At 47.7% G+C, this 24,882-nt stretch carries 21 protein-coding genes; 8 read left to right on the top strand and 13 right to left on the bottom strand.

Annotated features, from left to right (window positions below; all coding sequences use genetic code 11):
• Window positions 1-31: 31 nt before the first annotated feature.
• Window positions 32-1,921, bottom strand: coding sequence for a tRNA uridine-5-carboxymethylaminomethyl(34) synthesis enzyme MnmG (gene mnmG, locus ASC49_RS07520; RefSeq protein WP_055462629.1), 1,890 nt, complete (start codon window positions 1,919-1,921; stop codon window positions 32-34).
• 696 nt (window positions 1,922-2,617) lie between these two features.
• Between mnmG and acuR the strand changes: the two genes are divergently transcribed.
• Window positions 2,618-3,244: an acrylate utilization transcriptional regulator AcuR gene (gene acuR / locus ASC49_RS07525; RefSeq protein WP_055462630.1), complete on the top strand. Its 627-nt coding sequence runs from the start codon at window positions 2,618-2,620 to the stop codon at window positions 3,242-3,244.
• 44 nt (window positions 3,245-3,288) lie between these two features.
• The gene (gene acuI / locus ASC49_RS07530; RefSeq protein ID WP_055462631.1) at window positions 3,289-4,266 is read left to right on the top strand and encodes an acrylyl-CoA reductase (NADPH); all 978 of its coding nucleotides are present in this window, start codon (window positions 3,289-3,291) and stop codon (window positions 4,264-4,266) included.
• Window positions 4,267-4,312: 46 nt separating this feature from the next.
• On the opposite strand, the gene mnmE is transcribed toward acuI, so the two are convergent.
• The 4 genes from mnmE to rpmH form a co-directional block, all read right to left on the bottom strand.
• Window positions 4,313-5,692 (bottom strand): tRNA uridine-5-carboxymethylaminomethyl(34) synthesis GTPase MnmE, encoded by a 1,380-nt coding sequence (gene mnmE, locus ASC49_RS07535; RefSeq protein WP_055462632.1) that lies wholly within the window; start codon window positions 5,690-5,692, stop codon window positions 4,313-4,315.
• Window positions 5,693-5,797: 105 nt separating this feature from the next.
• On the bottom strand, window positions 5,798-7,453 hold the full coding sequence (gene yidC / locus ASC49_RS07540) for a membrane protein insertase YidC (RefSeq protein ID WP_055462633.1): 1,656 nt from the start codon (window positions 7,451-7,453) through the stop codon (window positions 5,798-5,800).
• A 95-nt stretch (window positions 7,454-7,548) separates the two neighbouring features.
• Window positions 7,549-7,944, bottom strand: coding sequence for a ribonuclease P protein component (gene rnpA, locus ASC49_RS07545; protein ID WP_055462634.1), 396 nt, complete (start codon window positions 7,942-7,944; stop codon window positions 7,549-7,551).
• A gap of 6 nt (window positions 7,945-7,950) precedes the next feature.
• A complete protein-coding gene (gene rpmH, locus ASC49_RS19590; protein WP_072242069.1) occupies window positions 7,951-8,085 on the bottom strand; it encodes a 50S ribosomal protein L34 in 135 nt (44 codons plus the stop codon).
• Window positions 8,086-8,613: 528 nt separating this feature from the next.
• Between rpmH and dnaA the strand changes: the two genes are divergently transcribed.
• The 4 genes from dnaA to gyrB are packed head-to-tail and all read left to right on the top strand — an operon-like array spanning window position 8,614 to window position 14,861.
• A complete protein-coding gene (dnaA, locus tag ASC49_RS07550) occupies window positions 8,614-10,161 on the top strand; it encodes a chromosomal replication initiator protein DnaA (RefSeq protein WP_055462635.1) in 1,548 nt (515 codons plus the stop codon).
• 33 nt (window positions 10,162-10,194) lie between these two features.
• A complete protein-coding gene (gene dnaN / locus ASC49_RS07555; protein ID WP_055462636.1) occupies window positions 10,195-11,292 on the top strand; it encodes a DNA polymerase III subunit beta in 1,098 nt (365 codons plus the stop codon).
• Between the two features lie 50 nt (window positions 11,293-11,342).
• The gene (gene recF / locus ASC49_RS07560) at window positions 11,343-12,437 is read left to right on the top strand and encodes a DNA replication/repair protein RecF (protein WP_055462637.1); all 1,095 of its coding nucleotides are present in this window, start codon (window positions 11,343-11,345) and stop codon (window positions 12,435-12,437) included.
• Window positions 12,438-14,861: a DNA topoisomerase (ATP-hydrolyzing) subunit B gene (gyrB, locus tag ASC49_RS07565; protein ID WP_055462638.1), complete on the top strand. Its 2,424-nt coding sequence runs from the start codon at window positions 12,438-12,440 to the stop codon at window positions 14,859-14,861.
• Window positions 14,862-14,914: 53 nt separating this feature from the next.
• On the opposite strand, the gene ASC49_RS07570 is transcribed toward gyrB, so the two are convergent.
• Both ASC49_RS07570 and ASC49_RS07575 read right to left on the bottom strand, forming a co-directional pair.
• Entirely contained in the window at window positions 14,915-15,721 is an 807-nt protein-coding gene (locus ASC49_RS07570; protein WP_055462639.1) for a (2Fe-2S)-binding protein, read from the bottom strand.
• Window positions 15,722-15,846: 125 nt separating this feature from the next.
• Entirely contained in the window at window positions 15,847-16,701 is an 855-nt protein-coding gene (locus ASC49_RS07575; protein ID WP_055462640.1) for an SDR family oxidoreductase, read from the bottom strand.
• 86 nt (window positions 16,702-16,787) lie between these two features.
• Here ASC49_RS07575 and ASC49_RS07580 point away from each other — a divergent pair, with 86 nt between their 5' ends.
• Entirely contained in the window at window positions 16,788-17,186 is a 399-nt protein-coding gene (locus tag ASC49_RS07580; protein ID WP_055462641.1) for a winged helix-turn-helix transcriptional regulator, read from the top strand.
• A 46-nt stretch (window positions 17,187-17,232) separates the two neighbouring features.
• Here the strand turns inward: ASC49_RS07580 and gmhB are convergent, their stop codons facing one another.
• Complete coding sequence (gene gmhB / locus ASC49_RS07585) at window positions 17,233-17,790, bottom strand: D-glycero-beta-D-manno-heptose 1,7-bisphosphate 7-phosphatase (protein ID WP_055462857.1); 558 nt, start codon at window positions 17,788-17,790, stop codon at window positions 17,233-17,235.
• 151 nt (window positions 17,791-17,941) lie between these two features.
• Here gmhB and ASC49_RS07590 point away from each other — a divergent pair, with 151 nt between their 5' ends.
• Window positions 17,942-18,844: a lysophospholipid acyltransferase family protein gene (locus tag ASC49_RS07590; protein WP_055462642.1), complete on the top strand. Its 903-nt coding sequence runs from the start codon at window positions 17,942-17,944 to the stop codon at window positions 18,842-18,844.
• Between the two features lie 63 nt (window positions 18,845-18,907).
• Here ASC49_RS07590 and ybaK read toward each other — a convergent pair whose 3' ends face one another.
• From ybaK to fmt, 5 genes are all read right to left on the bottom strand, one after another.
• Window positions 18,908-19,378, bottom strand: a complete 471-nt coding sequence (ybaK, locus tag ASC49_RS07595) for a Cys-tRNA(Pro) deacylase (protein ID WP_055462643.1) — start codon at window positions 19,376-19,378, stop codon at window positions 18,908-18,910.
• A gap of 11 nt (window positions 19,379-19,389) precedes the next feature.
• A complete protein-coding gene (locus ASC49_RS07600; protein ID WP_055462644.1) occupies window positions 19,390-20,838 on the bottom strand; it encodes a TrkH family potassium uptake protein in 1,449 nt (482 codons plus the stop codon).
• A gap of 69 nt (window positions 20,839-20,907) precedes the next feature.
• A complete protein-coding gene (gene trkA, locus ASC49_RS07605; protein WP_055462645.1) occupies window positions 20,908-22,281 on the bottom strand; it encodes a Trk system potassium transporter TrkA in 1,374 nt (457 codons plus the stop codon).
• A gap of 181 nt (window positions 22,282-22,462) precedes the next feature.
• A complete protein-coding gene (rsmB, locus tag ASC49_RS07610) occupies window positions 22,463-23,779 on the bottom strand; it encodes a 16S rRNA (cytosine(967)-C(5))-methyltransferase RsmB (protein ID WP_055462646.1) in 1,317 nt (438 codons plus the stop codon).
• The gene (gene fmt, locus ASC49_RS07615) at window positions 23,776-24,774 is read right to left on the bottom strand and encodes a methionyl-tRNA formyltransferase (protein ID WP_055462647.1); all 999 of its coding nucleotides are present in this window, start codon (window positions 24,772-24,774) and stop codon (window positions 23,776-23,778) included. Before fmt ends, rsmB begins: the two co-directional genes overlap by 4 nt.
• Between the last annotated feature and the right edge of the window lie 108 nt (window positions 24,775-24,882).

A 24,882-nucleotide genomic window follows, 5' to 3' on the forward strand; every position in this document is an offset into this window, starting at 1 on the left:
TCCTAGAAATGCATACTAATGGATGCTGATTCTAGGCACTTTTGCTGCTCATGGCACGTTTTTTCAAGTGAACCAACAGTAAAGATACGGCGGCTGGCGTAACACCTTGAATACGAGAGGCTGCCGCTAAGGTCGCTGGGCGCGCTTCCGTCAACTTTTGTTTTACTTCATTCGACAAGCCGTCAATCACCGAGTAATCAATGTTTGCTGGCAACGGCGTATTTTCCTGGCGGCGTAGACGCTCAATATCTTCCGCTTGACGAGAAATATAACCTGCATACTTCACTGAAATTTGCACCTGCTCTGCAACTTGCTCAGGTACAGGCTGTTCTGGGGCATTTTTCAAGTTTGCGACGTCGGCGTATTCCACATTGGGACGTTTCAATAAATCCAGCAAGCTGTACTCGTGGCTAATTGGCGTTTCCAATTTAGGATTGATCGCTTCCGCCTCAGGCGTATTTGGCACAATCCAAGAAGATTTCATGCGTTGCGTTTCTTTTTCGATGGCCTCGCGTTTCTCGCAGAATGCTGCCCAACGCTGCTCCGATACCAAGCCCACTTCATGGGCTTTTTCAGTTAAACGCATATCGGCGTTGTCTTCACGCAGAATTAAGCGGTATTCCGCACGGCTGGTAAACATTCGGTACGGCTCTTTGGTGCCCATGGAGATTAGATCATCTACCAGTACACCAAGATACGCTTCGTCACGACGCGGAGTCCAAGCGTCTTTGCCTTGGGCTTGCAATGCGGCGTTCATTCCGGCCAACAAACCTTGCGCCCCCGCCTCTTCATAACCCGTCGTACCGTTAATTTGACCGGCAAAGAACAGGCTTTCCATATGCTTGGTTTCAAGTGAGTACTTCAGATCTTGAGGGTTGAAGTAGTCGTACTCAATAGCATAACCCGGGCGTGTAATGTGGGCGTTTTCCAGTCCTTTCATGGAACGAATCAAATCTAACTGCACATCAAACGGCAAGGAAGTCGAAATACCATTCGGATAAAGCTCATGGGTGGTCAAGCCTTCTGGCTCAATAAACACCTGATGCGAGTTTTTATCAGCGAAACGTACGATCTTATCTTCGATCGATGGACAGTAACGAGGACCAATCCCTTCAATCACACCAGCATACATAGGTGAGCGATCCATCCCGGCACGAATAATGTCGTGAGTTTGCTCGTTTGTATGCGTAATAAAGCAGTTAATCTGCTGTGGATGCAGTGCCCGGCTGCCCATGTAAGACATCACCGGCGTTACATCATCACCAGGTTGGGTTTGCATCACCGAAAAGTCGACAGTGCGGGCATCGATACGCGGTGGGGTTCCGGTCTTTAATCGGTCAATACGGAATGGTAACGCACGTAATTTCTGTGCCAAGCCAATCGATGCAGGATCACCGGCACGTCCACCCGAATAATTCTGCATGCCAACATGGATAATGCCGCCTAGGAAAGTGCCGGTCGTCAAGACTACGGTTTTACCTAAAAAGCGGATACCACTTTGAGTCACGACGCCACGAGCAGCGCCCTCTTCGACAATCAGGTCTTCACAAGATTGCTGGAATAACCAAAGGTTTTCTTGGTTCTCCAACATATGGCGAATAGCAGCTTTATATAAAATACGGTCAGCTTGTGCACGGGTTGCACGAACCGCTGGTCCTTTACGGCTGTTTAGCGTACGAAATTGAATACCTGCCATATCCGTTGCCAATGCCATGGCTCCGTCTAAAGCATCAATTTCTTTAACTAGGTGGGACTTCCCAATACCACCGATCGCAGGGTTACAAGACATTTGCCCCAGCGTTTCAATATTGTGAGTAAGAAGAAGGGTTTTTACACCCATACGTGCTGCAGCAAGAGCGGCTTCGGTACCAGCATGGCCGCCGCCGACTACAATCACATCAAAGCGAGTTGGGAAATCCACACAAACCTCGGTAATGAATAAAAAACGAACAGTTGATTTAACAAGGGCGCTAAGTATATCGGGTAAATTTCAAATTGAAAGAGACGTTCCACCCCATTAACCCGGTCATCAAAAATAATATAAGAATGATATATAGTGTTTTTTTTATGTTTAAGTTATTTATATACCAAGCCATTTTCTGTGGTTAACTTTAAAAAATCATTATACATCATTGATTTATACACATAAGAACTTGTTAAGTACCCCCCTATATTCCTGTGATGTGGATAACCTAATCCTGTGAATAAAAGTGTTAGTTATACAGTCTCTATTTTTTGACTTAAAACTGTCCCAACCTGTGCAAAACTTCTTATGCACTTATTACCGATGTTATCAACAGCGATTTTTTAAATTTTACCTATGCATAACTATATGATTATGTTGATATTTTTATCTTTTTTTGGTTATTCATACAGGTAAAAATCCAAAATTTAATCCACAGATAAAAAGTTGGATTTTTTTCATGTTCTCGCTTTTTAATCAAAAAAATTGTGAATAAAATTTCTTGACAGCCTGATCTAATGCACTGCCCACATTGTGAATAAAGCAAGAAACCAGCTTTATCTCGATTATGTGGATAGATTAATGGCTTGATTACTTGCACTTTTGTGTACAACTATCTATTTTTAGACGAGCGGTCTAAAAGAGGGTAAGTCAATGAATGCAGTACAACCTCGTCGAGGGCGACCTAAACAAAACGATTTGAGCTATAGCGATACACGTGAGGCTTTATTACAGGCGGGTGTCGTTTGGCTGACACAATCAGGTTTTCAGGGTACGGGGCTAGAGCCGATGTTACGTTCTGCCCAGGTACCGAAAGGCTCCTTCTACCACTATTTTGATAGTAAAGAGGCGTTTGCTTTAGCGGTGTTGCAGCGTTATCGCGACTACTTTGAAAAGAAGCTTGACCGTTACTTGCTCGACGAACAGCTACCACCGTTAACGCGTTTACGTAACTTTGTAGAATCAGCCAAATCTGGTATGGAGAAATATGCGTTTAAGCGCGGCTGTTTAGTAGGCAATTTGGAACAGGAAGCGACCGCTTTGCCTGAATCCTTACGCCAAGCGGTATTAGCAACCTATCAAAGTTGGCAAAACAAATTGGCTCAATGTTTGATGCTGGCTCAGCAGCAAGGTCTGTTGAGTCCTGATGCTGACGTGGAAGCTCTGGCGCACATGTTTTGGGTCGGTTGGGAAGGCGCTGTGGCTCGTGCTCGTTTGATGCAATCAAGCAGCCCACTGGTGCAATTTGAGAAATTCTACTTAGCGGGGCTGCCTCGTTAATTTTGTGTTTATGTTTAGACACTTGTTCGTTTTAGGAGAATAGTATGTTTAACGCTGTAGTGATTAATAACGATGAACAAGGTTACCGTGCCAGCTTAGGCATTGTATCAGAACAGGATTTACCTGAAGGTGATGTGCAAATTGCCGTCCAAGCCAGTACGCTAAATTACAAAGATGCGCTAGCAATAACCGGTAAATCTCCTGTGGTACGCCGATTCCCCATGGTGCCAGGTATTGATTTGGTCGGTAAGGTGCTATCGTCCAGCAGCGATCGCTTTCAAGTCGGTGATCAAGTGCTTCTAAACGGCTTTGGTGTGGGAGAAACACACTGGGGTGGTTTATCTGAGCGGGCGAACTTAAACAGTGATTGGCTGATTGCCTTGCCTAGTGCCTTTACCCCTGAGCAAGCCATGGCTATTGGCACCGCCGGTTACACTGCAATGCTCAGTGTGCTGGCGCTGGAGAAGCATGGTTTAACCCCTGCCCATGGTCCGATCTTAGTCACAGGAGCCAATGGTGGCGTGGGTAGCTACGCTGTACGCTTGTTGAGTACCCTTGGTTTTGATGTGGTGGTCAGTACTGGACGCCCTGAAGAAAGTGATTACCTAAAATCTTTAGGCGCGAGCACCATCATTGATCGCGCTGAGCTTAGTGGCTCGGGCAAACCTTTACAAAAAGAACGTTGGGCGGGCGTGGTTGATTGTGTAGGCAGCCATACCTTGGTGAATGCGTGTGCGAGTACCCGTTATGGTGGTGCTGTGACAAGCTGTGGTTTGGCACAAGGGATGGATTTCCCAGGCACCGTTATGCCTTTCATCTTACGTGGTGTGACGCTCTATGGGATCGACAGTGTGATGCGTCCGCTGGCGGATCGTGAAATGGCGTGGCAACGTTTAGCGGAATTATTATCGGCAGACGATTTAAGCAAAATCAGTACGACCATTAGCTTAGCAGAGAGCCTTGAGTACGCTGAAAAACTGATTTATGGCAGTGTTCGGGGACGTGTTGTGGTGAAGATGTAAGCTTCTCGACAGATAATAAAACGCCCACCTTAGTGGGCGTTTTTGCTTATTTACCGATACAGAAGGAGCCGAAAATGCGACCTAATAGGTCGTCACTGGTGAAGGCGCCAGTGATTTCGCTTAATGCCTCTTGCGCTTCTTTTAAATCTTCTGCGAGCAGTTCTCCTGCCCCATAGCCATGTAGCTGTTCAAAGCCGGCATCTAAAAAACGGTTGGCTTTTTGCAGCGCCTCAATGTGGCGGCGGCGGGCAATAAAGCCCCCTTCGGTGGTGCTATCAAAACCCATAACACTCTTCAAATGCGTTTTAAGTGTTTCAACCCCATCGTTGGTTTTTGCCGACAGAGAAATCACTGGTAGGCCGTTTACTTCTTCGTAGCCAGTGCTTTCTTTAGTTAAATCCACTTTATTGCGTACTAAAGTTAAGTGATCTTGGGCGGTTAATTGGCTCATAAACTCGGGCCAAATCTCATGAGGATCGTTGGAATGGACGGATTGACTATCGACCATCAGTAAGATGCGATCTGCCTTATGAATCTCTTCCCAAGCGCGCTGGATACCAATGCGCTCCACCTCATCGGGGCTATCGCGCAAGCCTGCGGTATCAATGATGTGCAGTGGCATACCATCGATGTGAATGTGCTCACGCAGCACATCACGGGTAGTGCCTTCAATAGACGTCACAATCGCAGAATCTTTTCCTGACAAAGCATTTAAGAGGCTCGATTTGCCAGCGTTAGGACGCCCTGCAATCACCACACTCATGCCTTCTCGTAACAAAGCGCCTTGGCTGGCTTCTTTCATCACTGCCTGCAGTTTATTGCGGATTTCTTCTAAGTCTGCAGCCACTTTGCCATCGCCAATAAAGTCGATTTCTTCTTCGGGAAAATCGATCGCGGCTTCCACATAAATACGCAAGTGGATTAAAGATTCTACTAGCTCATCGACTCGTTTTGAGAATGCTCCTTGCAAGGAGCGCAGAGCGCACTTGGCCGCTTGTTCCGAAGAAGAATCAATTAAATCAGCAATCGCTTCAGCCTGTGTCAGATCCATCTTATCGTTTAAAAAAGCGCGCTCTGAGAACTCACCAGGGCGGGCTAGACGAGCGCCAAGCGCTGTACAGCGGCTTAGCAGCATATCGATGATCACAGGCCCACCATGGCCCTGTAGTTCGAACACGTCTTCTCCGGTAAAGGAGTTTGGGCCTGGGAAGTACAGTGCGATGCCCATGTCTAACTGCTCGCCCTCGGCGTCTTTGAATGGCACGTAATGGGCGTAACGTGGCGTGGGTTCAAAACCTATGAAGGCTTTGGCAATTTCAAGACTGTTAGCGCCGGATAAGCGCACAATGCCCACCCCGCCGCGACCTGGCGCAGTCGCTTGAGCAACGATGGTATCTTGGTCTATGAGCTGTTGGAAATCTGACATAACGACCTGTGCAATCGAATAAAATTAAAAGCTTAGTGTAAGACGTTCATAGCAAAAAGGCCTCCCGAAGGAAGCCTTTTTCGAACATTTAGCCGGCTAGAATGCTTAGCCCTGACCTTTTTCGATGTTCTTCGTAATCACGTACTGCTGAATGATTGACAACGTGTTGTTGACTACCCAGTACAGTACTAGACCTGCAGGGAACCACAAGAAGAAGAAGGTAAATGCGATTGGCATAATCTTCATGATGCGGGCTTGCATTGGGTCTGGCGGAGTTGGGTTCAACGCTTGCTGACCTAGCATACTCAGACCCATTAGGATCGGCAGTACGAAGTAAGGGTCCATCGCTGAAAGGTCATGGATCCATAGCATAAATGGCGCATGACGTAGTTCAACCGATTCCATCAATACCCAGTATAGTGATAGGAATACTGGCATTTGTACCAAGATTGGAAGACAGCCACCCAATGGGTTGATCTTCTCTTTCTTGTACAGCTCCATCATCTTCTGTGACATCGCCTGACGATCGTCACCATGCTGTTCACGTAGGCGTGCTAGTTCTGGTGCGAACTTACGCATTTTCGCCATAGAGCGGTAACTTGCTGCTGACAGTTTGAAGAACAATGCCTTCACACAGACTACGATTAGAATGATCGCCACACCCCAGTTCACAACAAACGATTGAATCGCTGTTAGCAACCAGAATAGCGGTTTCGCTAGCCACCATAACCAACCGTAGTCTACGGTTAGGTCTAGGTTCTCAGCCGTAGCTTCAAGTTGATCTTGCAGTTTCGGACCCACGTAGAAGGTTGAGCTCAACGTGCCTTGCTGACCTGCTGGGATCTCGACGGCTTGACCGGTAAAGCCAATCAGGTTGAAGCCGTTGTTAGAACGCGCTTGTAACGTTACTTTTTGGCCTTGTTCTGGGATCCAAGCGGAAACGAAGTAGTGTTGTAGCAACGCTACCCAACCTTTACTGGTGGTTTCTTTCAATGGCTCTTCAGCCATATCTTTGAAAGACACCTTGCGGTATTTGTTGTTTTCATCCGACACCGCGCCACCTAGGTAAGGCTGTAAGCCCATATTAGTAGCGGTACTAGGGTCTTCAGAACTGTCACGTTTGATCTGCGCAAACAAATTACCACGCCAAGTGTCAGCGCTGGTGTTGTTTACTGTGATCAATTGACGAATTTGGTATTCACCTCTGGTGAAAACAAAAGTCTTGGTGTAGCTGATACCTTTGGCATCGGTAAAGTAAAGATTCACTTCCAGTGTATCTTGACCGTCTGCCATGGTGTAAGACGTCTGCTCTGTGCGGTAGGTTGGGCGCTGGCCGCTAGCATCCGGGCCGTCACGACCGATCAGACCACTTTGCGTCACATAAACACGCTCATCCCCATTATCCAAAATCACGAACGGCTCTTTGCCTTCAAGAGTTTTGTAATATTGCAATAGAGAAGCTTCGACTAAGTCACCACCCATTGGGTTGATGGCCACATCAAGCGTATCCGTCTTAACGTGAATCAGCTGACCCTTTGCAACAGGCGTTGCTTGATCTGGAATATCGGCGTTGCTCGCCACCAGAGTGGTATTGCTAGTGCTTGGAAGATCGGAATCTGCATTGGCTGCGGCAACTGTGCCGCTTGAAGTGCCTGCAGTTTGAGCCGTTGCAGCAGTGCCGTAGTCTTGGTTCCACTGCAGGAACAGCAGGTAGCCACTGACAAACAGCGCTCCCCATAAAAAGTAACGTCTGAAATCCATGGTATTCAACTAGTTTGTTTGGTTGGACAATGGAGGTGAAAACACCCTTTTAAAAATCACGCCGTATTAAACCAGTCTTTAGCTGAATTTTCAGCCTATTTCTGCTTTGAGTTGCGTTGTTTTTGCTCAGAATTTGGCTTTTGGGCTTTCTTAGCTAACTGTTTCCACGCTTTTTCTAAGCGTTTATGCAGTTCAGGGTTGTCGACTTCGCGAATTCCTTGACGTGCAAGGAAAATGATATCAAGACCATTTAATAGCTCTTGATGATGGCGAAACGAATCACGTACCACACGTTTGATGCGATTACGTCCGACGGCTCTCTTATCGGTTTTTTTCGACACTATTAAACCCAAACGACCATCTTTGGTGTGTTTGCGCGCTAGTAGAAGAAATTCGCCTGCGAAGACTTTAGAGGAGGTGTCGTTAAAGACGGATTGGTAATCCCCGGCATTCAGAAGTCTGACCTGCCGGGGAAAAGTAAAGCGTGACATCAAAGATTACGCGCTTAGAACCTTACGACCGCGAGCACGGCGAGCCGCCAATACTTTACGACCGTTTTTAGTTGCCATGCGTGCACGGAAACCGTGTGTACGCTTACGTTTTAGTACGCTAGGTTGGAAAGTTCTTTTCATTTCTATATCTCACTGAATCAGTGTCTGAGTGTGAGGGTTAGCGTCCGCCAAGCCTCTTGGTTTGATTACAAAATCAGGGCGCGGATTTTAGAGTGTTTGTCGGAACAATTCAATCAGGCTAAGACGCTTTTCTGTGAAAAATTTAACCAATGAATTCACTCAGTATTTACTCACAGCCTTATACCGTTGATGTGAATAAAATTTTAAATCCCTAAAGTATTTTATCAACAGCAAGCCGTGTAAAGTTAAAAATATGTTTTATTAACAGGGGGTTGTGGTTGAAAATGGTTGTGGGTAAAAATATTTCAAAGATACTGTTAATATGTGTGTAAGTTGTTGCTTTATGCACATAGAGATAATTTCATGCACTGCTGTGTGTAACTTATCTTGTTATTAACATTTTTAAAATTTAATAATTTCGGGTGGATAACATAATTTTTTGTGGATAACTGCCCACCCTCACGCTAAAATCCCCCTCTTGCTTAAAATTTAACGAATTTAAAAACTCAATCAGGGAGAGCGTTTATCGTGTCTTTGCAGTATTGGGAGCGCTGTCTTGTTACCTTGCAGGAAGAGTTTTCCACATCGCAATTCAATACTTGGATTCGTCCGCTACAGGCGGAGGAGGAATCCAATGGCGATCTGTGCCTGTATGCTCCAAACCGTTTTGTGCTCGATTGGGTCACAAATAAATACCAAGCGCGTATTAAAGAGTTGCTGTCTGAGTTTGCGGGAAATGAGCCGGCACCAAATTTAGTGTTATCGGTACGTCAGGCCGGTTTTGGCAAACCTACGTCACCACCATCTGCTCCAGTGTCAGTACCTAAAGCGCCAGAGCCGTCGCCTCGCATGGTTCCGGCTTCGGAAATGCCGTTTGAGTCAAATTACAGCCCAGGCTTTAGCTTGATGGAAGATGATAGAGACGGTCCGGAAATTGAATTCGAAGCGCCATTAAGTCTGGGTGATCACTACGTACGCCCAGAGCCGTATGAACAAGGTCAGCTACCGCTTACTCCACCGAATCGTAAAGTGGAAGTTGAAGGGGGTATCAACCACGGCGCTAATTTGAATAACTCGTTTACCTTCGAAAACTTCGTCGAAGGTAAGTCGAACCAATTAGCCCACGCTGCCGCTCAACAAGTCGCAGAAAATCCTGGTGGTGCTTACAACCCGCTGTTTATTTACGGCGGTGTCGGTCTAGGTAAGACCCACTTAATGCAAGCGGTCGGTACCGAGCTGATGCGTCACAACCCGAATGCCAAAGTGGTGTATCTGCATTCGGAACGCTTTGTGGCGGATATGGTGAAGGCGTTGCAACTGAACGCGATCAACGACTTTAAGCGTTACTACCGTTCGGTGGATGCCTTGTTGATTGACGATATTCAGTTTTTTGCGGGTAAAGACCGTACTCAGGAAGAGTTTTTCCACACCTTTAACGCTTTGTTGGAAGGCGGTCAGCAGATGATTTTGACCTGTGATCGCTATCCCAAAGAGATCCAAGGTCTGGAAGATCGCTTAAAGTCCCGTTTTGGTTGGGGTTTAACCGTTGCGATCGAGCCGCCTGAGCTAGAAACGCGTGTTGCCATTTTGATGCGTAAAGCAGAAGAAAGCGGTGTTAAATTATCTTATGATTCGGCATTCTTTATCGCACAGAAAATTCGCTCCAACGTACGTGAGTTAGAAGGTGCGTTAAAACGCGTGATTGCCAACTCGCATTTTACTGGCCGTTCGATTACGCCAGATTTCGTGCGTGAGTCGTTAAAAGACTTATTGGCCTTGCAGGATAAGTTGGTGAACATTGATAATATCCAGCGCATTGTCGCTGAGTATTACAAGATTAAGATCAGCGATCTGCTGTCGAAACGTCGCAGCCGCTCGGTAGCGCGACCTCGCCAAGTGGCCATGTCGTTGGCGAAAGAGCTGACCAACCATAGCTTGCCAGAAATTGGTGACGCCTTCGGTGGTCGTGACCACACGACGGCATTACACGCGATTCGTAAGATTAAAGAATTGCAGGATACGGATTCGGATATCCGTGAAGACTACAAACAATTGATGCGCATTCTGACCACCTAATTGGTCTAAGACATTGAATAAACGAGGAAAAGAATGAAATTTTCAGTCGTCCGCGAAACGCTACTTAAACCGCTACAATTGGTCGCGGGTGTCGTCGAGCGTAAACAAACGATGCCAGTATTGGCCAATGTTTTGGTAGAAGTAAAAGACCAAACTCTGACGTTGACTGGTTCAGACCTCGAGGTGGAGCTGGTTGGCCGCGCGCCACTTGATGAATGCCAAGAAGGTCGCATCACGGTTCCTGCTCGTAAGTTGATGGATATTTGTAAAAGTTTGCCAGATAGCGCTGTGATTGAGTTCACTGTCGATGAGCAAAAAGCGGTGATTCGCTCTGGCCGTTCACGCTTCAGCCTGTCAACTTTGCCTGCGGAAGAGTTTCCGAACATCCAAGACATGCAAGGCGATTTGGTGGTCAATATTGCCCAAAGCAGTGTGCGTAAGCTGATTGACCGCACTGGTTTTGCCATGGCCAACCAAGACGTTCGTTATTACTTAAATGGTATGTTGTTCGAAGTGGCTGATGGCCAATTGCGCGTGGTGGCAACCGATGGTCACCGTCTGGCAACGGCGATCGAAGATGCTCAAGTGAAGGGCGATCTGACACAAGTGATTGTTCCGCGTAAAGGTGTGTTGGAGCTGAACCGTCTATTGAATGACTCAGATGAAGAAGTAGAACTGACCATTGGCTCGAATCATATCCGTGCCAAAGTGGCTGACTATACTTTCACTTCTAAGCTTGTTGACGGCAAGTTCCCAGATTATCACCGCGTAATTCCGCGTAATAACGAAAAAGTGGTTGCAGCGGATCGTTTAGAGCTACGCCAAGTATTCCTACGTGCGTCAATCCTATCGAACGAGAAATACCGTGGTGTACGCTTAATTCTTTCAAACGGTATGTTGCAAGTGTTTGCCAACAACCCAGAGCAAGAAGAAGCCGAAGAATCGGTTTTGGTACAATACCAAGGCAGCAATCTAGAAGTTGGCTTTAACGTTGGCTACCTACTGGATGTGCTAGGCGTGATTGATTCACAAGAAGTTCGTATTTCTTTGAACGACTCCAACAGCAGTGCCTTGATCGAAGAAGGCCAAGGTCACGCGTCTCAGTACGTTGTGATGCCAATGCGTCTGTAATTGAAGCTAAGAGGGTGCGTCAGCGCCCTCTTGTTTTCATAAGCCTATTTATGCCACTGGCTCGCCTCGACATATCCCGTCTGCGCAACCTCACCCATATCCGTTTTGAACCCTCGCCGCAGGTCAACATCATTGTTGGCGAAAACGGCAGCGGCAAAACCTCGGTGTTGGAAGCCATCTATTTGCTATCGTTTGGCCGCTCTTTTCGCAGCCACAAACACAAAACCTATATCCAATACGAACAGCCTGAATGCGTGGTGTTTGCGCAGGTAGAACAAGGGTCTCAACATTTACCGGTGGGCATTAAGCGTACCCGCGATGGTGCGGTGGAAGTCCGTATCCAAGGTCGTGCGGCTCAGTCTGCGATTGAGCTGGCAGAATGCTTGCCGGTGCAGCTGATTAATCCCGATGCGTTTCGCTTATTGGAAGGCTCGCCTAAGATCCGCCGCCAATTTGTCGATTGGGGTGTGTTTCATTTTGATGAGCAATTTATTAATGGCTGGCGTGGCTGGCAAAAAGCATTAAAACAGCGGAATAGCTTGCTCAGACGTGGTAAAATAGCGCCCAATTTACTGGCGGCGTTTGATCAGGAGTTGATCCGCTTAGGTGAACAAGTCAATCAGGCTCGAAAAGCCTATGTGGCAGCGTTAACGCCCCATTTTGAAGCCGTGCTACAGCAGCTTGCGCCAAACCTTAATGTACAACTTGGGTTCTTCCAAGGCTGGGATGCCCAGCGCACGCTAAGCGAGGCCATTGAGCACAGTTATCAACGAGACATAGATGTTGGCTACACCAATACAGGGCCTCAGCGAGCCGATTTGCGCGTGAAAACGCTCACTGGTGATGCTTTAGATACCTTGTCCCGTGGTCAACAAAAGCTGGTGGTTTCAGCACTAAAAATTGCCCAAGGGCAATTACTGATCGAGCGAGGTCGGCAGTTAGTGTTCTTAGTGGACGATTTGCCCGCTGAATTAGATGCTAACCATCGCCGTAAACTGTGTCAGCTGCTGGAATCATTGGATAGCCAAATTTTTATTACTAGCGTTGGGCCAGATAGTATGGATTTTACTTGGTCTGATCAGATAGATGTTCGTCACTTCTCCATGAGACAAGGCGAATTGTCCCGAAACGCACAGGAGAGTTAAATGAGTGAAAATAGTTACGATTCGTCCAGTATCAAGGTGCTTAAGGGGCTAGACGCTGTACGTAAGCGCCCTGGCATGTACATCGGTGATACGGACGATGGTACCGGCCTACACCACATGGTGTTTGAGGTGGTGGATAACTCCATCGACGAAGCGCTGGCGGGTTACTGTGACACCATCAAAGTCATTATCCACCCAGACGAGTCGATTTCGGTATCGGACAATGGCCGTGGTATTCCTGTTGAAATTCACCCTGAAGAAGGCGTGTCTGCAGCCGAAGTTATCATGACGGTACTGCACGCGGGCGGTAAGTTTGACGACAATTCCTACAAGGTTTCCGGTGGTCTGCACGGTGTAGGTGTATCGGTTGTAAACGCTCTATCTGAAACCGTCACTCTGACGATTCGCAAAAACGGTAAAGTGTACGAGCAGAACTACGCACATGGCGTACCGCAAGCTCCTCTTGCCGTGGTGGGCGACTCAGATGGCAAAGGCACGACGGTACACTTTAAGCCGTCGGCCGAGACGTTCTCAAATATCCTATTTGTCTACGACATTCTAGCCAAACGTCTACGTGAACTGTCCTTCCTTAACTCTGGTGTGGCGATTCATCTAAAAGACGAGCGTACAGGTAAAGAAGAATTCTTTAACTACGAAGGTGGTTTGAAGTCATTCGTTGAACACTTGAACACCAACAAACAGCCCATCAACGAAATCTTTCACTTTATGTGTCAGCGTGACGACCTAGAAGACGGTATCGCGGTGGAAGTAGCACTACAGTGGAACGAAGGCTTCCAAGAAAATATCTACTGTTACACTAACAACATTCCACAACGTGATGGCGGTACCCACTTAGCCGGTTTCCGTGGTGCCTTGACACGTACCTTGAACAACTTCATCGAAGCGGAAGGGTTGGCGAAGAAACAAAAAGTCGCGACTACTGGTGATGACTGTCGAGAAGGTTTAACGGCGATTGTTTCGGTTAAAGTACCGGATCCTAAGTTCTCTTCTCAGACCAAAGACAAGCTAGTGTCGTCGGAAGTAAAAACCGCGGTTGAGCAAGAGATGAGTAAGCGCTTTGCTGAGTTCCTATTGGAAAAACCAAACGAAGCGAAAACCATCGTTAACAAGATGCTAGACGCCGCCCGTGCTCGTGAAGCCGCGCGCCGTGCCCGTGATATGACGCGCCGTAAAGGTGCGCTAGACATCGCCGGTCTGCCAGGTAAATTGGCCGACTGTCAGGAGAAAGATCCTGCGCTTTCTGAAATCTACCTAGTGGAGGGTGACTCTGCAGGTGGTTCAGCGAAACAAGGTCGTGACCGCCGTACGCAAGCGATCCTACCGCTAAAAGGTAAGATTCTAAACGTAGAAAAAGCCCGTTTCGATAAGATGCTGGCTTCAGCAGAAGTCGGCACTCTCATTACAGCCCTAGGTTGTGGTATCGGCCGTGACGAATTTAACGCCGACAAACTGCGTTACCACAGCATCGTTATCATGACCGATGCCGACGTCGACGGTTCGCACATCCGCACGCTGTTGCTGACTTTCTTCTTCCGTCAAATGCCGGAAATCATCGAACGTGGCCACATCTTTATTGCGCAGCCACCGCTGTTTAAGATCAAACGTGGTAAGCAAGAGCAGTACATTAAAGACGAAGCCGCATTGGAGCAGCATTTGATCGAAGTTGCTTTGGATGGCGCACAATTCTTTGTCCATGCAGATGCGCCAGGCATCCAAGGCGAAGGCCTATCGAAGCTGGTACGTGATTACATTCGCATCGAAGAAGACATTGAGCGTATGTCTCGTGTGTACCCGAAAGATGTTATGAATAAGCTTTTGTACTGCAAAGAGCTCACTGTTGAACAGCTTTCTGATGAAGCGACAGTAACGTCATGGGTTGATGCGCTCAGTGCGCAGATGCCAGTGGACGTTCGTACCGGTTTCCGTTTCGACTTTGGCGTTGAGAAAGACTCTGAGCGTAACCAATTCCTACCTGTGGTAGATATCATGTCTCACGGTGTCAGCACTCGTTACCGCTTTGAATCGGCATTCTTCACCTCTGCGGATTACAAACGCATTGTGGCGATGGCGCAAACCATCGACGAATTGTTTGAGGAAGGCTCTTTCATTCAACGTGGTGAACGAAGCGAACCTGTGACCACCATTGAAGGTATGAAAGCGTGGTTGATGAAGGAAGCGTCTCGCGGCCTAACCATCCAGCGATACAAAGGTCTGGGCGAGATGAACCCTGAGCAGCTTTGGGAAACCACTATGGACCCAGATGCACGTCGCATGTTGCGTGTGACCATCGATGACGCGGTGGCCGCGGATCAGATGTTTACAACCCTGATGGGCGACGAAGTAGAACCACGTCGTAACTTTATCCAAGATAACGCCCTATCGGTTGCCAACTTGGACGTGTAAACATCCTGTTGGCGAAACCCTTTAAAAAGCCAGTGTCATCGACACTGGCTTTTTTATTGGCTGTCGCAAGCGCCTGCTAAGTTTGATCGCTTTTGTTTTGCGAGCAAATGTGGGCAATTGCTGCATTCGCTCTTGCCATGGCAACGGTAAATCAAACAGCAGGTTTTACGCTGAAAGCGCTCCCCATTGATTGTGACAGATCTTAAGCGTTCGGCCGTTTTAGGCACGTTAAGCCCCATCAACTGACACCATTTTTGACCTTGTTGATAGACCCACTCGGCTTTATTAGGTACAGATAGCGTGACTATCTCCTGATAGGCCAGACGCTCTAAGGTAACAAAAAGAGTGTCGGCTAGTACCGCCATCAGTAGTGGCAGGCGTGCCTGAGTTTGTTCGTTCAGTACTTTCGCATAGCGTTCACAGAGCTGTTTTAGGATCGGTGCAACTGTCTGAATGGCCTTATCAGTACTTGTATGGTGTGAAAATGCTCCGTCTTTTGGGAGTTGAAAGCCAATGGCGTAGTTGTGTTGTTGCTGTAAGGCGATGCGGTCGAGCGAATCGAGACTGATGTTTAAGTGGTAGGCACTGAGTAGCGTCAGTGATACTGGTTGCCAGATCAGCATACCCCAGGTACGTAATCGCCAAAAAGGCATACCTGCTTCGGGTGCGCCTTGTTCAATGGCGTACACTAGCTGAGCAATACCTTGCTGCGGTCGCTCAGCATCAATGCAAGCGCTCTCTTCGATCTGCTCCACTTGGGTAAAGCCCGACACCATAGTGCTTGTTAGGTTAGTAAGTGCTTGCATTATTTCTTGCACATTTTTGTTGCAAGCGGTATCACTCAGCATGGTCGCAGACATAAAAAAGGCTTGGTTATCTCATCGTATTTCATTTAATGAAAATCATTATCAATAAAATGTATAAGAATGCCAAGCCTGTTTTGATCGATGTTAAAGCGTAGCCGCTTTACTCGATACGAATCCCATTAAGACAGAGCCACTTTGATGCTGTCTTGAATGGGCGTTGTTGGACGACCAATTAGCTTAGACAGAGTTTTGCTGTCATCGAATAAACCGCCTTTTGATGCGCCGACATCAGAATCCGCTAAGATGTTGGCAAAGCCTTCTGGCAAGCCCACTTGTACCAATACTTTGGCGTATTCTGCTTCTGGTAGGTCTTGGTAAACCACTGCTTTACCACTGATATCAGCAATGTAAGACGCGTATTGCGCCAAGGTAAAAGCTTCATCCCCTGCTAGCTCGTAAACTTTGCCCGCTTGATTTTCTGATGTAATCGCTACGGCAGCGGCTTCGGCGTAGTCTGCACGAGCGGCAGTCGAGTATTTACCCACTCCTGCGCTACCCAACACCGCACCATGCTCCACGGCCATACCAGCACTCATGGTGTAGTTTTCTGAGTACCAGCCATTACGTAGCAGTACGTGTGGTACGCCAGAAGCTTTCAGTGCCGTTTCGGTTGCAACGTGCTCTTCTGCTAGGGCTAATGGCGATGTGTCGGCGTGAAGAATGCTGGTGTAAGCAATCAGCTCAACACCTGCTTCTTTGGCGGCGTCAATCACGTTTTGGTGTTGTACGGCACGTTGGCCCACTTCGCTTGAAGACACTAAAACAACACGTTTTACACCTGTCATGGCAGCTTTAAGAGAGGCTAGATCTGTGTAATCCGCTTTACGAACCACGACACCTTGCGCTGTTAGTACGCTGGCTTTTTCTGGACTGCGCACTGCGGCAACGATCTCACTTGCGGCTACGCCTTTTGCTAATAAGCTTGAAATCACTAGATGACCTAATTGACCTGATGCACCTGTTACTAAAATCATACTGTTCTCCTATCGGGATGGTTAGTGAATGAGATATAGGCTAGACTATTAGCTAACTTTTAGTAAGTACGTACAAAAAGGTAAGTATGAAAAAAACGGATTTAAGTATCAGTAACCACATTGAGGCTAAATTTGATCGTGGTGATGTGTTTTCCGATAAATGCCCTTCACGGGAAATATTACGACATGTGACGGGCCGTTGGGGCATGCTGGTGTTTGTCGCATTGCGTGGTGGTACACCAAAACGTTTTAGTGAACTGCGCCGTACCATTAAAGGTGTCAGTGAAAAGATGCTGGCACAAACGCTACAGCAATTAGAAGGCGATGGTTTTATAAAACGGATTGTCTATCCTGTGGTGCCGCCTCATGTGGAATACGAGTTGACGCCATTGGGCCTAGAGTTTGGTCAGCGGGTAATTGATTTGGTCGGTTGGTTAGAAGATAACTTGCTTGAGATTCTGGATCAGCAACAAGCTTCAGCGTAAAGCTACTACTTTGCTGCACGAGCTGTGCAGCAAAGTGAGTGTGGGCTTACTGATATTTGTGTAGCGTAGCGATGGCAAAGGCAGCTAGGTCGGTGTAGACATCAAAGTAGAAATCGATTTCCTTGTACTGAGTATCACGGCCTTTCCCCGTTAACACCAATACCGGTGCGCAGCCACGAGCATGGCCTGCTTGTAGATCACGTAGCGAATCTCCCACCATAATGGCTGGGGCTTGAGTGAAGTCGACGCCCAGTTTTGCTTCAATGGCTTCGATCATACCGCTCTTTGGTTTACGGCAGTTACAAGCATCATCAGGGCCGTGTGGGCAGTATTCAATCCCTTCAATGTGACCGCCCTCTGCCGTCAGTAAGCTTTGCATCTTATCGTGCATGGCATGCAGAGTCGCCTCGTCGTAATAGCCGCGCGCGATCCCCGATTGGTTGGTCGCAATAAATATCTGAAAGCCTGCTTTGCTCAGCGCGGCCATGGCTTTAATGCTGCCCGGCAGCGGGATCCATTCATCAACGGATTTTACGTAGGCGTCGGAATCTTGGTTGATGACGCCATCACGATCGAGAATGATAACGGGCTTGTTATTCGCCATAAAAGTGTCTACCTCAGATAAATGAACTGCATTAAGTGGTAGTATAATGGTTTCAGGTTGGCTTGGGTGAGTTTTCACGTGAAACAATACGCGACTTTGCCCCTGCATTTTTACAGCCAATGATCTTGTGTGAACCAATTAAGTAGGTGTTATGTCCGATCAAGTTTCCACCTCGCCAATGACGAAGTTTATTAAGACCATGGGGAAATTGCCGTTCCCATTCGTTCGCTCTATGGGGCGCTTTGCTGGGTTATTGGGACTGCGTTTTGATCGTCGCACACGCCGTGCTATCGATCGTAACCTAGAGCTTTGTCTACCGCACTTAGATAAAGAACAGCGTGTTCGCTTGCGTAATAGCCGCCTGCAGCACATGGGGCAAACCTTTGCGGAAATGGGTCATCTATGGACTCGTGATGTGAAGTTCATTCTTGATCTGTGTTACGAAGGTGAAGGCGCACAAGCGTTAAGAGAAGCGGTACAAGGCAAAGGTGGTGTCATTGTTTTAGCACCGCATATTGGCAACTGGGAAGCCGTCAATGTTTTTGTCAGCTCGATTCGCCCAATGACAGCCATGTATCGTCCTAATAAAGATGAAAGTCTGGATGCGTTTATTTTGGAAGCTCGCAACCGTGCTGGTGGTGAGCTGGTACCGACCAATCGTCGAGGCGTTATGCAAATCGTTAAAGCGTTAAATGCTGACGGTGTGGTGGGTATGTTGCCAGATCAGGTGCCGCAGCAAGGCAGTGGTGAGTTTGCCCCCTTCTTTGGTCACCAAGCGTATACCATGACCTTAGCCAGTCAGTTGGCTCTGAAAACGGGTGCGAAGGCGTTTGTGGTGGGCTGTATTCAAACTAAGAAAGGTTTTGAAGTGACTGCCTTTGAAGTGGACCAGCGCTTCTACGAGGAAGATCCAGAGACATCCCTCACCGGCCTAAATGCTTCGATTGAGCAACTCGTACAACGCGCACCGGGCCAATACCAGTGGGAATATAAACGTTTTAAAGTACAACCCCATGGGGCGTTAAATCCTTATAAAGAACATGACCATATCTAATCCTTGTTCTAGCTAGGCACACGAAATAGAAAAAGGGGCGACATTCAGTTAGCCCCTTTTTCGTTATTGCTCGGCAATATCTGAAAACACGGTTTGCCGACAGACGGCGGCCAAATCCTGTGGCGCCAGTCCGATATCAAAGCCGCGTTTACCGCCGCTGACATAGATCTTAGCCAGTGATTCGGCACTGCTATCAATCACCGTCACTAAGGCTTTTTTCTGCCCCACAGGGCTGATGCCGCCAACGATATATCCCGTTAAACGCTCCGCGTCTTTGGGCTCTGTCATACGTAGCTTTTTCACTTTCAGTGCGGCCGCAGTACGCTTTAAATTGAGCTTGCCTGTTACTGGCACAATCGCAACGAATACGTCTTTATCATCTGTAACCAATAAAGTCTTAAAGACTTCTTCCGGTGCAAGACCAAGCTTTTCGGCAGCTTCCTGACCAAAGTTCTGACAGTTTGGATCGTGATCGTATTCATGCTGAGTGAAAGCAATCTTGCGTTTTTTGAGCGTTTGCGTAGCCGGTGTCATTGAGTCTTTCCTTACTTCTGCCAGAACATTGGAGTGAATAATACCAACAAGGTGAAGACTTCTAAACGCCCAAGCAACATGGCAAAACACAGCATCCATTTTGATGGGTCATTAATCGAGGCGAAGTTTGCTGCTACTTCTCCTAGACCTGGCCCTAAGTTGTTTAGCGTTGCAGCTACTGCTGACCAAGCCGTCACTTGGTCAATGCCGGTGGCCATCAAACCAATCATTAGGATCACGTACACCAACAAGTAAGCTGAGAAGAAGCCCCAAACGGCAGACACCACTCGCTCTTGAATCGCTTTTCCTCCAACCTTAACGGGAATCACTGCGTTGGGGTGTACCAGACGTTGAATCTCACGAAAGCCCTGTTTCAGGATTAATAGGATACGAATTACCTTCATACCACCACCAGTCGAGCTGGCACAGCCACCGGCGAAGGAAGTCACAATCAAAAGGAATGGCAGAAAGTGCGGCCAGACCGAGAAGTCAGAGGTGCTGAAGCCAGCTGTGGTCGCAATCGACACACTCTCAAAAATGGCGTAGCGCAGCGACGTTTGCCAATCGAAGGTGGAGGTTAGAATCAGTACCAAGGTTGACAGTGAAATGGCACTGCCTAACAGGAAAAAGAAGAAACGTGCTTCTGGATCTTTGAAGTAATGCCAAACACTGCGCGTACGCCAAGCATAGAAATGTAGGCCAAAGTTCAACGCCGAGATCACCATAAAGATCGTACAGATGATTTCAATGGTGACACTGTTGAAGTAACCAATGCTGGCATCATGAGTAGAGAAACCACCGATGGCCACGGTAGAGAAACTGTGACATAAGGCATCAAAGAAGCTCATGCCTGCTGCCCAGAATCCTAATGTGCAAACCACCGTGAGGGTGGCATAAATGTACCAAAGCGCTTTGGCGGTCTCAGCAATACGCGGAGTTAACTTAGAATCTTTTACTGGGCCAGGGGTTTCGGCACGGTACAACTGCATCCCCCCAACGCCCAGCATCGGCATGATCGCTACGGCTAAAACGATGATCCCCATGCCGCCTAACCATTGTAACCATTGGCGATAAAATAAAATCGACTGAGGCAAATCATCAATGGCCGTGAGGATGGTTGCCCCAGTGGTCGTTAGTCCAGAAAGAGATTCAAATAAAGAGTCTGTAAAACTCAAGTGTGGATCGGTGGCAAGAAAAAATGGCACCGAACCGAATAGCCCCAGTGTTGACCAGAACAAGACGGTGACCAAGAAACCATCCCGGATTCTCAAATCGCCACGATGCTTGCGGAACGGAAACCATATCACTAATCCACTCACCAAGTTGATCAGCAAGGCTGAGAGGAACGCCTGTAACGCCCCGTCCTGATAGATCAAAGAAACAATGATCGGCGGCAACAGCGTTAAGCTGAAGATCATGATAAGCAAACCGATAACGCGCAGGATTATCTGAATATGCATGCACTGGCCTTATGAAAAAAATGTCCCAGCCGAAGCATGGGACGTTATTAAATGAAAGTCTGTTTAGTGTTAGAAGAAGCTTAAGCCAACTTGGAACAGCTGCTCTACAGCGGGTATTTGCTTCTTATTAGAGACGAAAATAATCACGTGATCCTCTGCTTGAATCACGACCTCGCCGGTGGCCAGAATCACCTCATCCCCTCGTACAACTGCACCAATCGTGGCACCTTCCGGTAAATTAATATTCGCGATTGAACGACCGACTACTTTGGAGGAACGGTAATCACCGTGAGCCACCGCTTCTAGCGCCTCTGCTGCTCCTTTGCGCATGGAGTGTACATTGACCACATCACCACGACGAATATAGGTTAGCAAGGAACTGATAGTGGTGTGTTGCGGCGAAACGGCAATGTCGATCATACCTTCCTGTACGATGTCGACGTAGGCAGGGTTGTTGATAATGGTCATCACTGTGCGTACGCCCAATACCTTAGCTAGCATAGATGACATGATATTGGCTTCGTCGTTGTTGGTGATGGCGCAGAATACATCGGTCGATTCGATGTTCTCTTCCAGCAAAAGTTCCTGCTTCGACGCGTCACCATTTAAGACGATGGTGTTGTTTAAGGTTTCCGATAGGTAACGGCAGCGTTCGGGGTCACGTTCGATAATCTTCACGCGATACTCTTTCTCTAGGCTCTGGGCCAAGCGCTCACCGATGTTACCGCCACCAGCAATAATGATACGACGGTATGGTGTATCTAACGGGCGTAGCTCACTCATCACGTCCATTACATCACGCTGGGCGGTCAGGAAGAACACTTCATCGTTGGCATGAATACAGGTGTTACCGTCAGGCTTTATTGATTGACCGTTACGATAGATCGCCGCAATACGGGTTTGGATCGACGGCATGTGTTCCCGTAGATAGCTGATTGGACGATCGATCAGTGGGCCGCCCTTTTCTGCTTTCACGACCACTAGCTGTACTTTGCCCTCGGCAAATTCCATTACCTGCAGTGCACCTGGGTAACGAATTAAACGGCTTAAATGTTTGGTGACCTCTTTCTCCGGACTGATACGTACATCCATCGGTAAGGCTGTGTCGGCAAAAATCTTAGGGTATTTGGAGTAGGCATTGGAGCGAATACGGCCGATTTTAGTGGGCGTCTTAAATAAGGTGTAAGCCACTTGGCAGGCGATCATGTTGGTTTCATCTTGGTTGCTGACAGCGATTAGCATGTCGGCATCATTACAGCCTGCTTGGTCCAACACGTCTGGGTGGGAGCCACTGCCATGTACCGTTTGAATATCTAGGCGATCCTGCAACTCGCGCAGACGTGTCATGTCGGTATCGATGACGGTAATGTCATTGTCTTCGTTCGCTAGGTTTTCCGCTAGCGTTGCACCCACTTGGCCTGCGCCAATAATTATGATCTTCATGGTCAGCCTTAGAGCTTTGCGCTCATCCCACGTTTAATAACGTCCCCAAAAGTTTGAGGTCATAGTGTCTAATTCTAAACGTGAACGAAGAAAGATTTAATGCTGTTTGTGCGAATAATGCATATATTTTGAAGCAATACGACATCCCTTTTTGTTATAGAGGATGTCGTATGAAGTGTACTTACTGTTTTTGTAACAGACAGTAGTAAAAGCCATCTTGGCCATTGAGGGTTGGAAAGATTTGCATACCATGGGAGACGGATTTCCCGAAGTCCACACTAAGCGTTGGTGCCAGCGTATTTAACGGTAATTCTTGCGCATCTTGGGTTCGTTCCAAGAAGCTTGCCATCTGTTGCTCATTTTCCTCGGGCATCAAAGAACAGGTTGCGTACAGCAGGTAACCGCCCTGCTTTAGGGTTTTCCAAGTTGCATCGAGAATACTGGCTTGGATGTCCACCAACGCACTGATGTCATCTGGTTTACGATTAATCTTAATATCAGGGTTGCGACGAATCACGCCGGTTGCCGAACATGGCGCATCTAATAAGATTTTGTCGAAGGCTTGCTTGTTCCACCACTCTTCTGGTTTGCTGGCATCGCCACAAATCAATTCTGCCGAAACACCCAAGCGTTCGAGATTGGACTCAATTCGGGCTAAACGCCAAGGCTCTAGCTCCACTGCTGTGAGATCAAGTTCAGGCGCCAACTCAAGTAAATGACCTGTTTTGCCACCCGGTGCGGCGCAGGCGTCAAGTACACGTTCACCTGCACTGGGTGCTAATAAGCTGGCAGCAAGCTGTGCGGACTCATCTTGAACACTGGCATCCCCTTTATCGAAATTAGGTAACATTGAAACCGGCAAAGCAGATTCTAGGTACAAACCTGATACCGAAAAAGCTGTTTCACGTGAAACAGTATCTTTTTCTTCGAGTAATTCCTTATATGTTTCACGTGAAACATGGGATTCGTTGACTCGAATACACATAGGAGGATGAGCATTAGTGGCTTCGACAATAGCCTCGAACTCTGTCTCCCACTTCTTGAAGCGTTTCACTAACCACTTTGGTAAGTTGTACGCCATCGATGGCTGGGAAGCCAGATTCTCTAGGATGTCATCACGCTCACGTTGATAACGACGTAACACCGCATTCATCAATTTTGTCGCCCACTCTTTATCAAGTTGACGACATAGCTCAACCGACTCATGCACCGCGGCATGGTCTGGGGTGCTCATGTGCTCGATCTGATAAAGCCCCATCAACAAGGCGGCATACAGATCCAAGTCTTTCTCTTCAAACGGCTTACTTAGCAAGCTTAGGGCGATGGTATTTAACTGCGGGTAGTAACGACAAACACCAAAGCAAAGCTCTTTTGCTAGCCCCTGCTCATCGTAATCAACGTCCGCAATGTGCTTGCTGATTTGTGTTGATAAAGAACCGCGTTGTAACAAAACTTGTTCAAGTATTTTGGCACTGACTAAGCGAGCGGGTTGGCTCATGCGTTACTCCCAAGTAGCTTGCCAACTTGTAGTTGGTCTTTGAATTTGCCATTTAAGGCATCTTGTACAGACATGCGCTTACCACCTGGGAATTGTAATTCGGTGATTAAGATAGAGCCTTTGCCCGTTGTAACGACAATGCCTTCCTTGCTCACCAGAGTGATCTCACCGCATTCAAAGTCTTGGTCTTCTGTGTCCAATAGCTTCGCCGCATGAATTTTCATCACACCAACAGGTGTCTGTGTGTAGGCACCTGGCCAAGGCAGGAGGCCACGGATGCGACGACTGATCGTGATTGCATCTAATGTCCAGTCGACTTCACCCTCTTGTTTAGTAAGCTTTTCTGCATAACATGTCAGGTCTTCATTTTGTTTTTCTGGGGACACCTGACCTGCGCGAATGGCTTCTAAGCCTTCGATTAGCGCTTCACCTCCCAGTACTGCTAGGCGATCATGTAAGATGCCTGACGTGTCTTCCGGTTTGATGTCACATTCTTTCTTCAGCAACATATCGCCAGTATCTAAGCCCACATCCATCTGCATGATGGTGATGCCGGTGATGCTGTCTCCTGCAATCACGGCACGATGGATCGGTGCCGCACCACGCCAGCGAGGCAGTAGCGAAGCATGCACATTGATACAGCCAAGTTTCGGTGTCTCTAAAACGGCTTTTGGTAAAATTAAACCGTAAGCGGCGACGATCATGATATCGGCATTTAGATCCGCTAAAGCTTGGCGGTCGGCTGCGTCTTTGAAGTTCAAGGGTTGGTAAACTGGGATGTCGTGCTCAAGCGCTAACTGTTTCACAGGGCTGGCGACCAGTTTTTGACCGCGACCTGCTGGTCGATCCGGCTGAGTGTAAACAGCGATGACTTCGTAACGGTTTTGACTGGCAGCATCTAGCACTGCTTGTAAGCTGGCTGCGGCGAAATCTGGCGTTCCGGCAAAGACTATACGTAGAGGTGTGTTTGAGTCGAGCGATGTGAAGTTAGTCATGGTGGTCTTATTCTGTCTTATGTAACAAAAAAATCAGGCCGTAGCCTGATTTTTAGAATGCTCATGGTGGGAGACGGGTTCGGCTTGCGTTGCTATCTCCATGGCGCC

This window comes from Marinomonas fungiae (assembly GCF_001418205.1).
GTDB lineage: Bacteria > Pseudomonadota > Gammaproteobacteria > Pseudomonadales > Marinomonadaceae > Marinomonas > Marinomonas fungiae.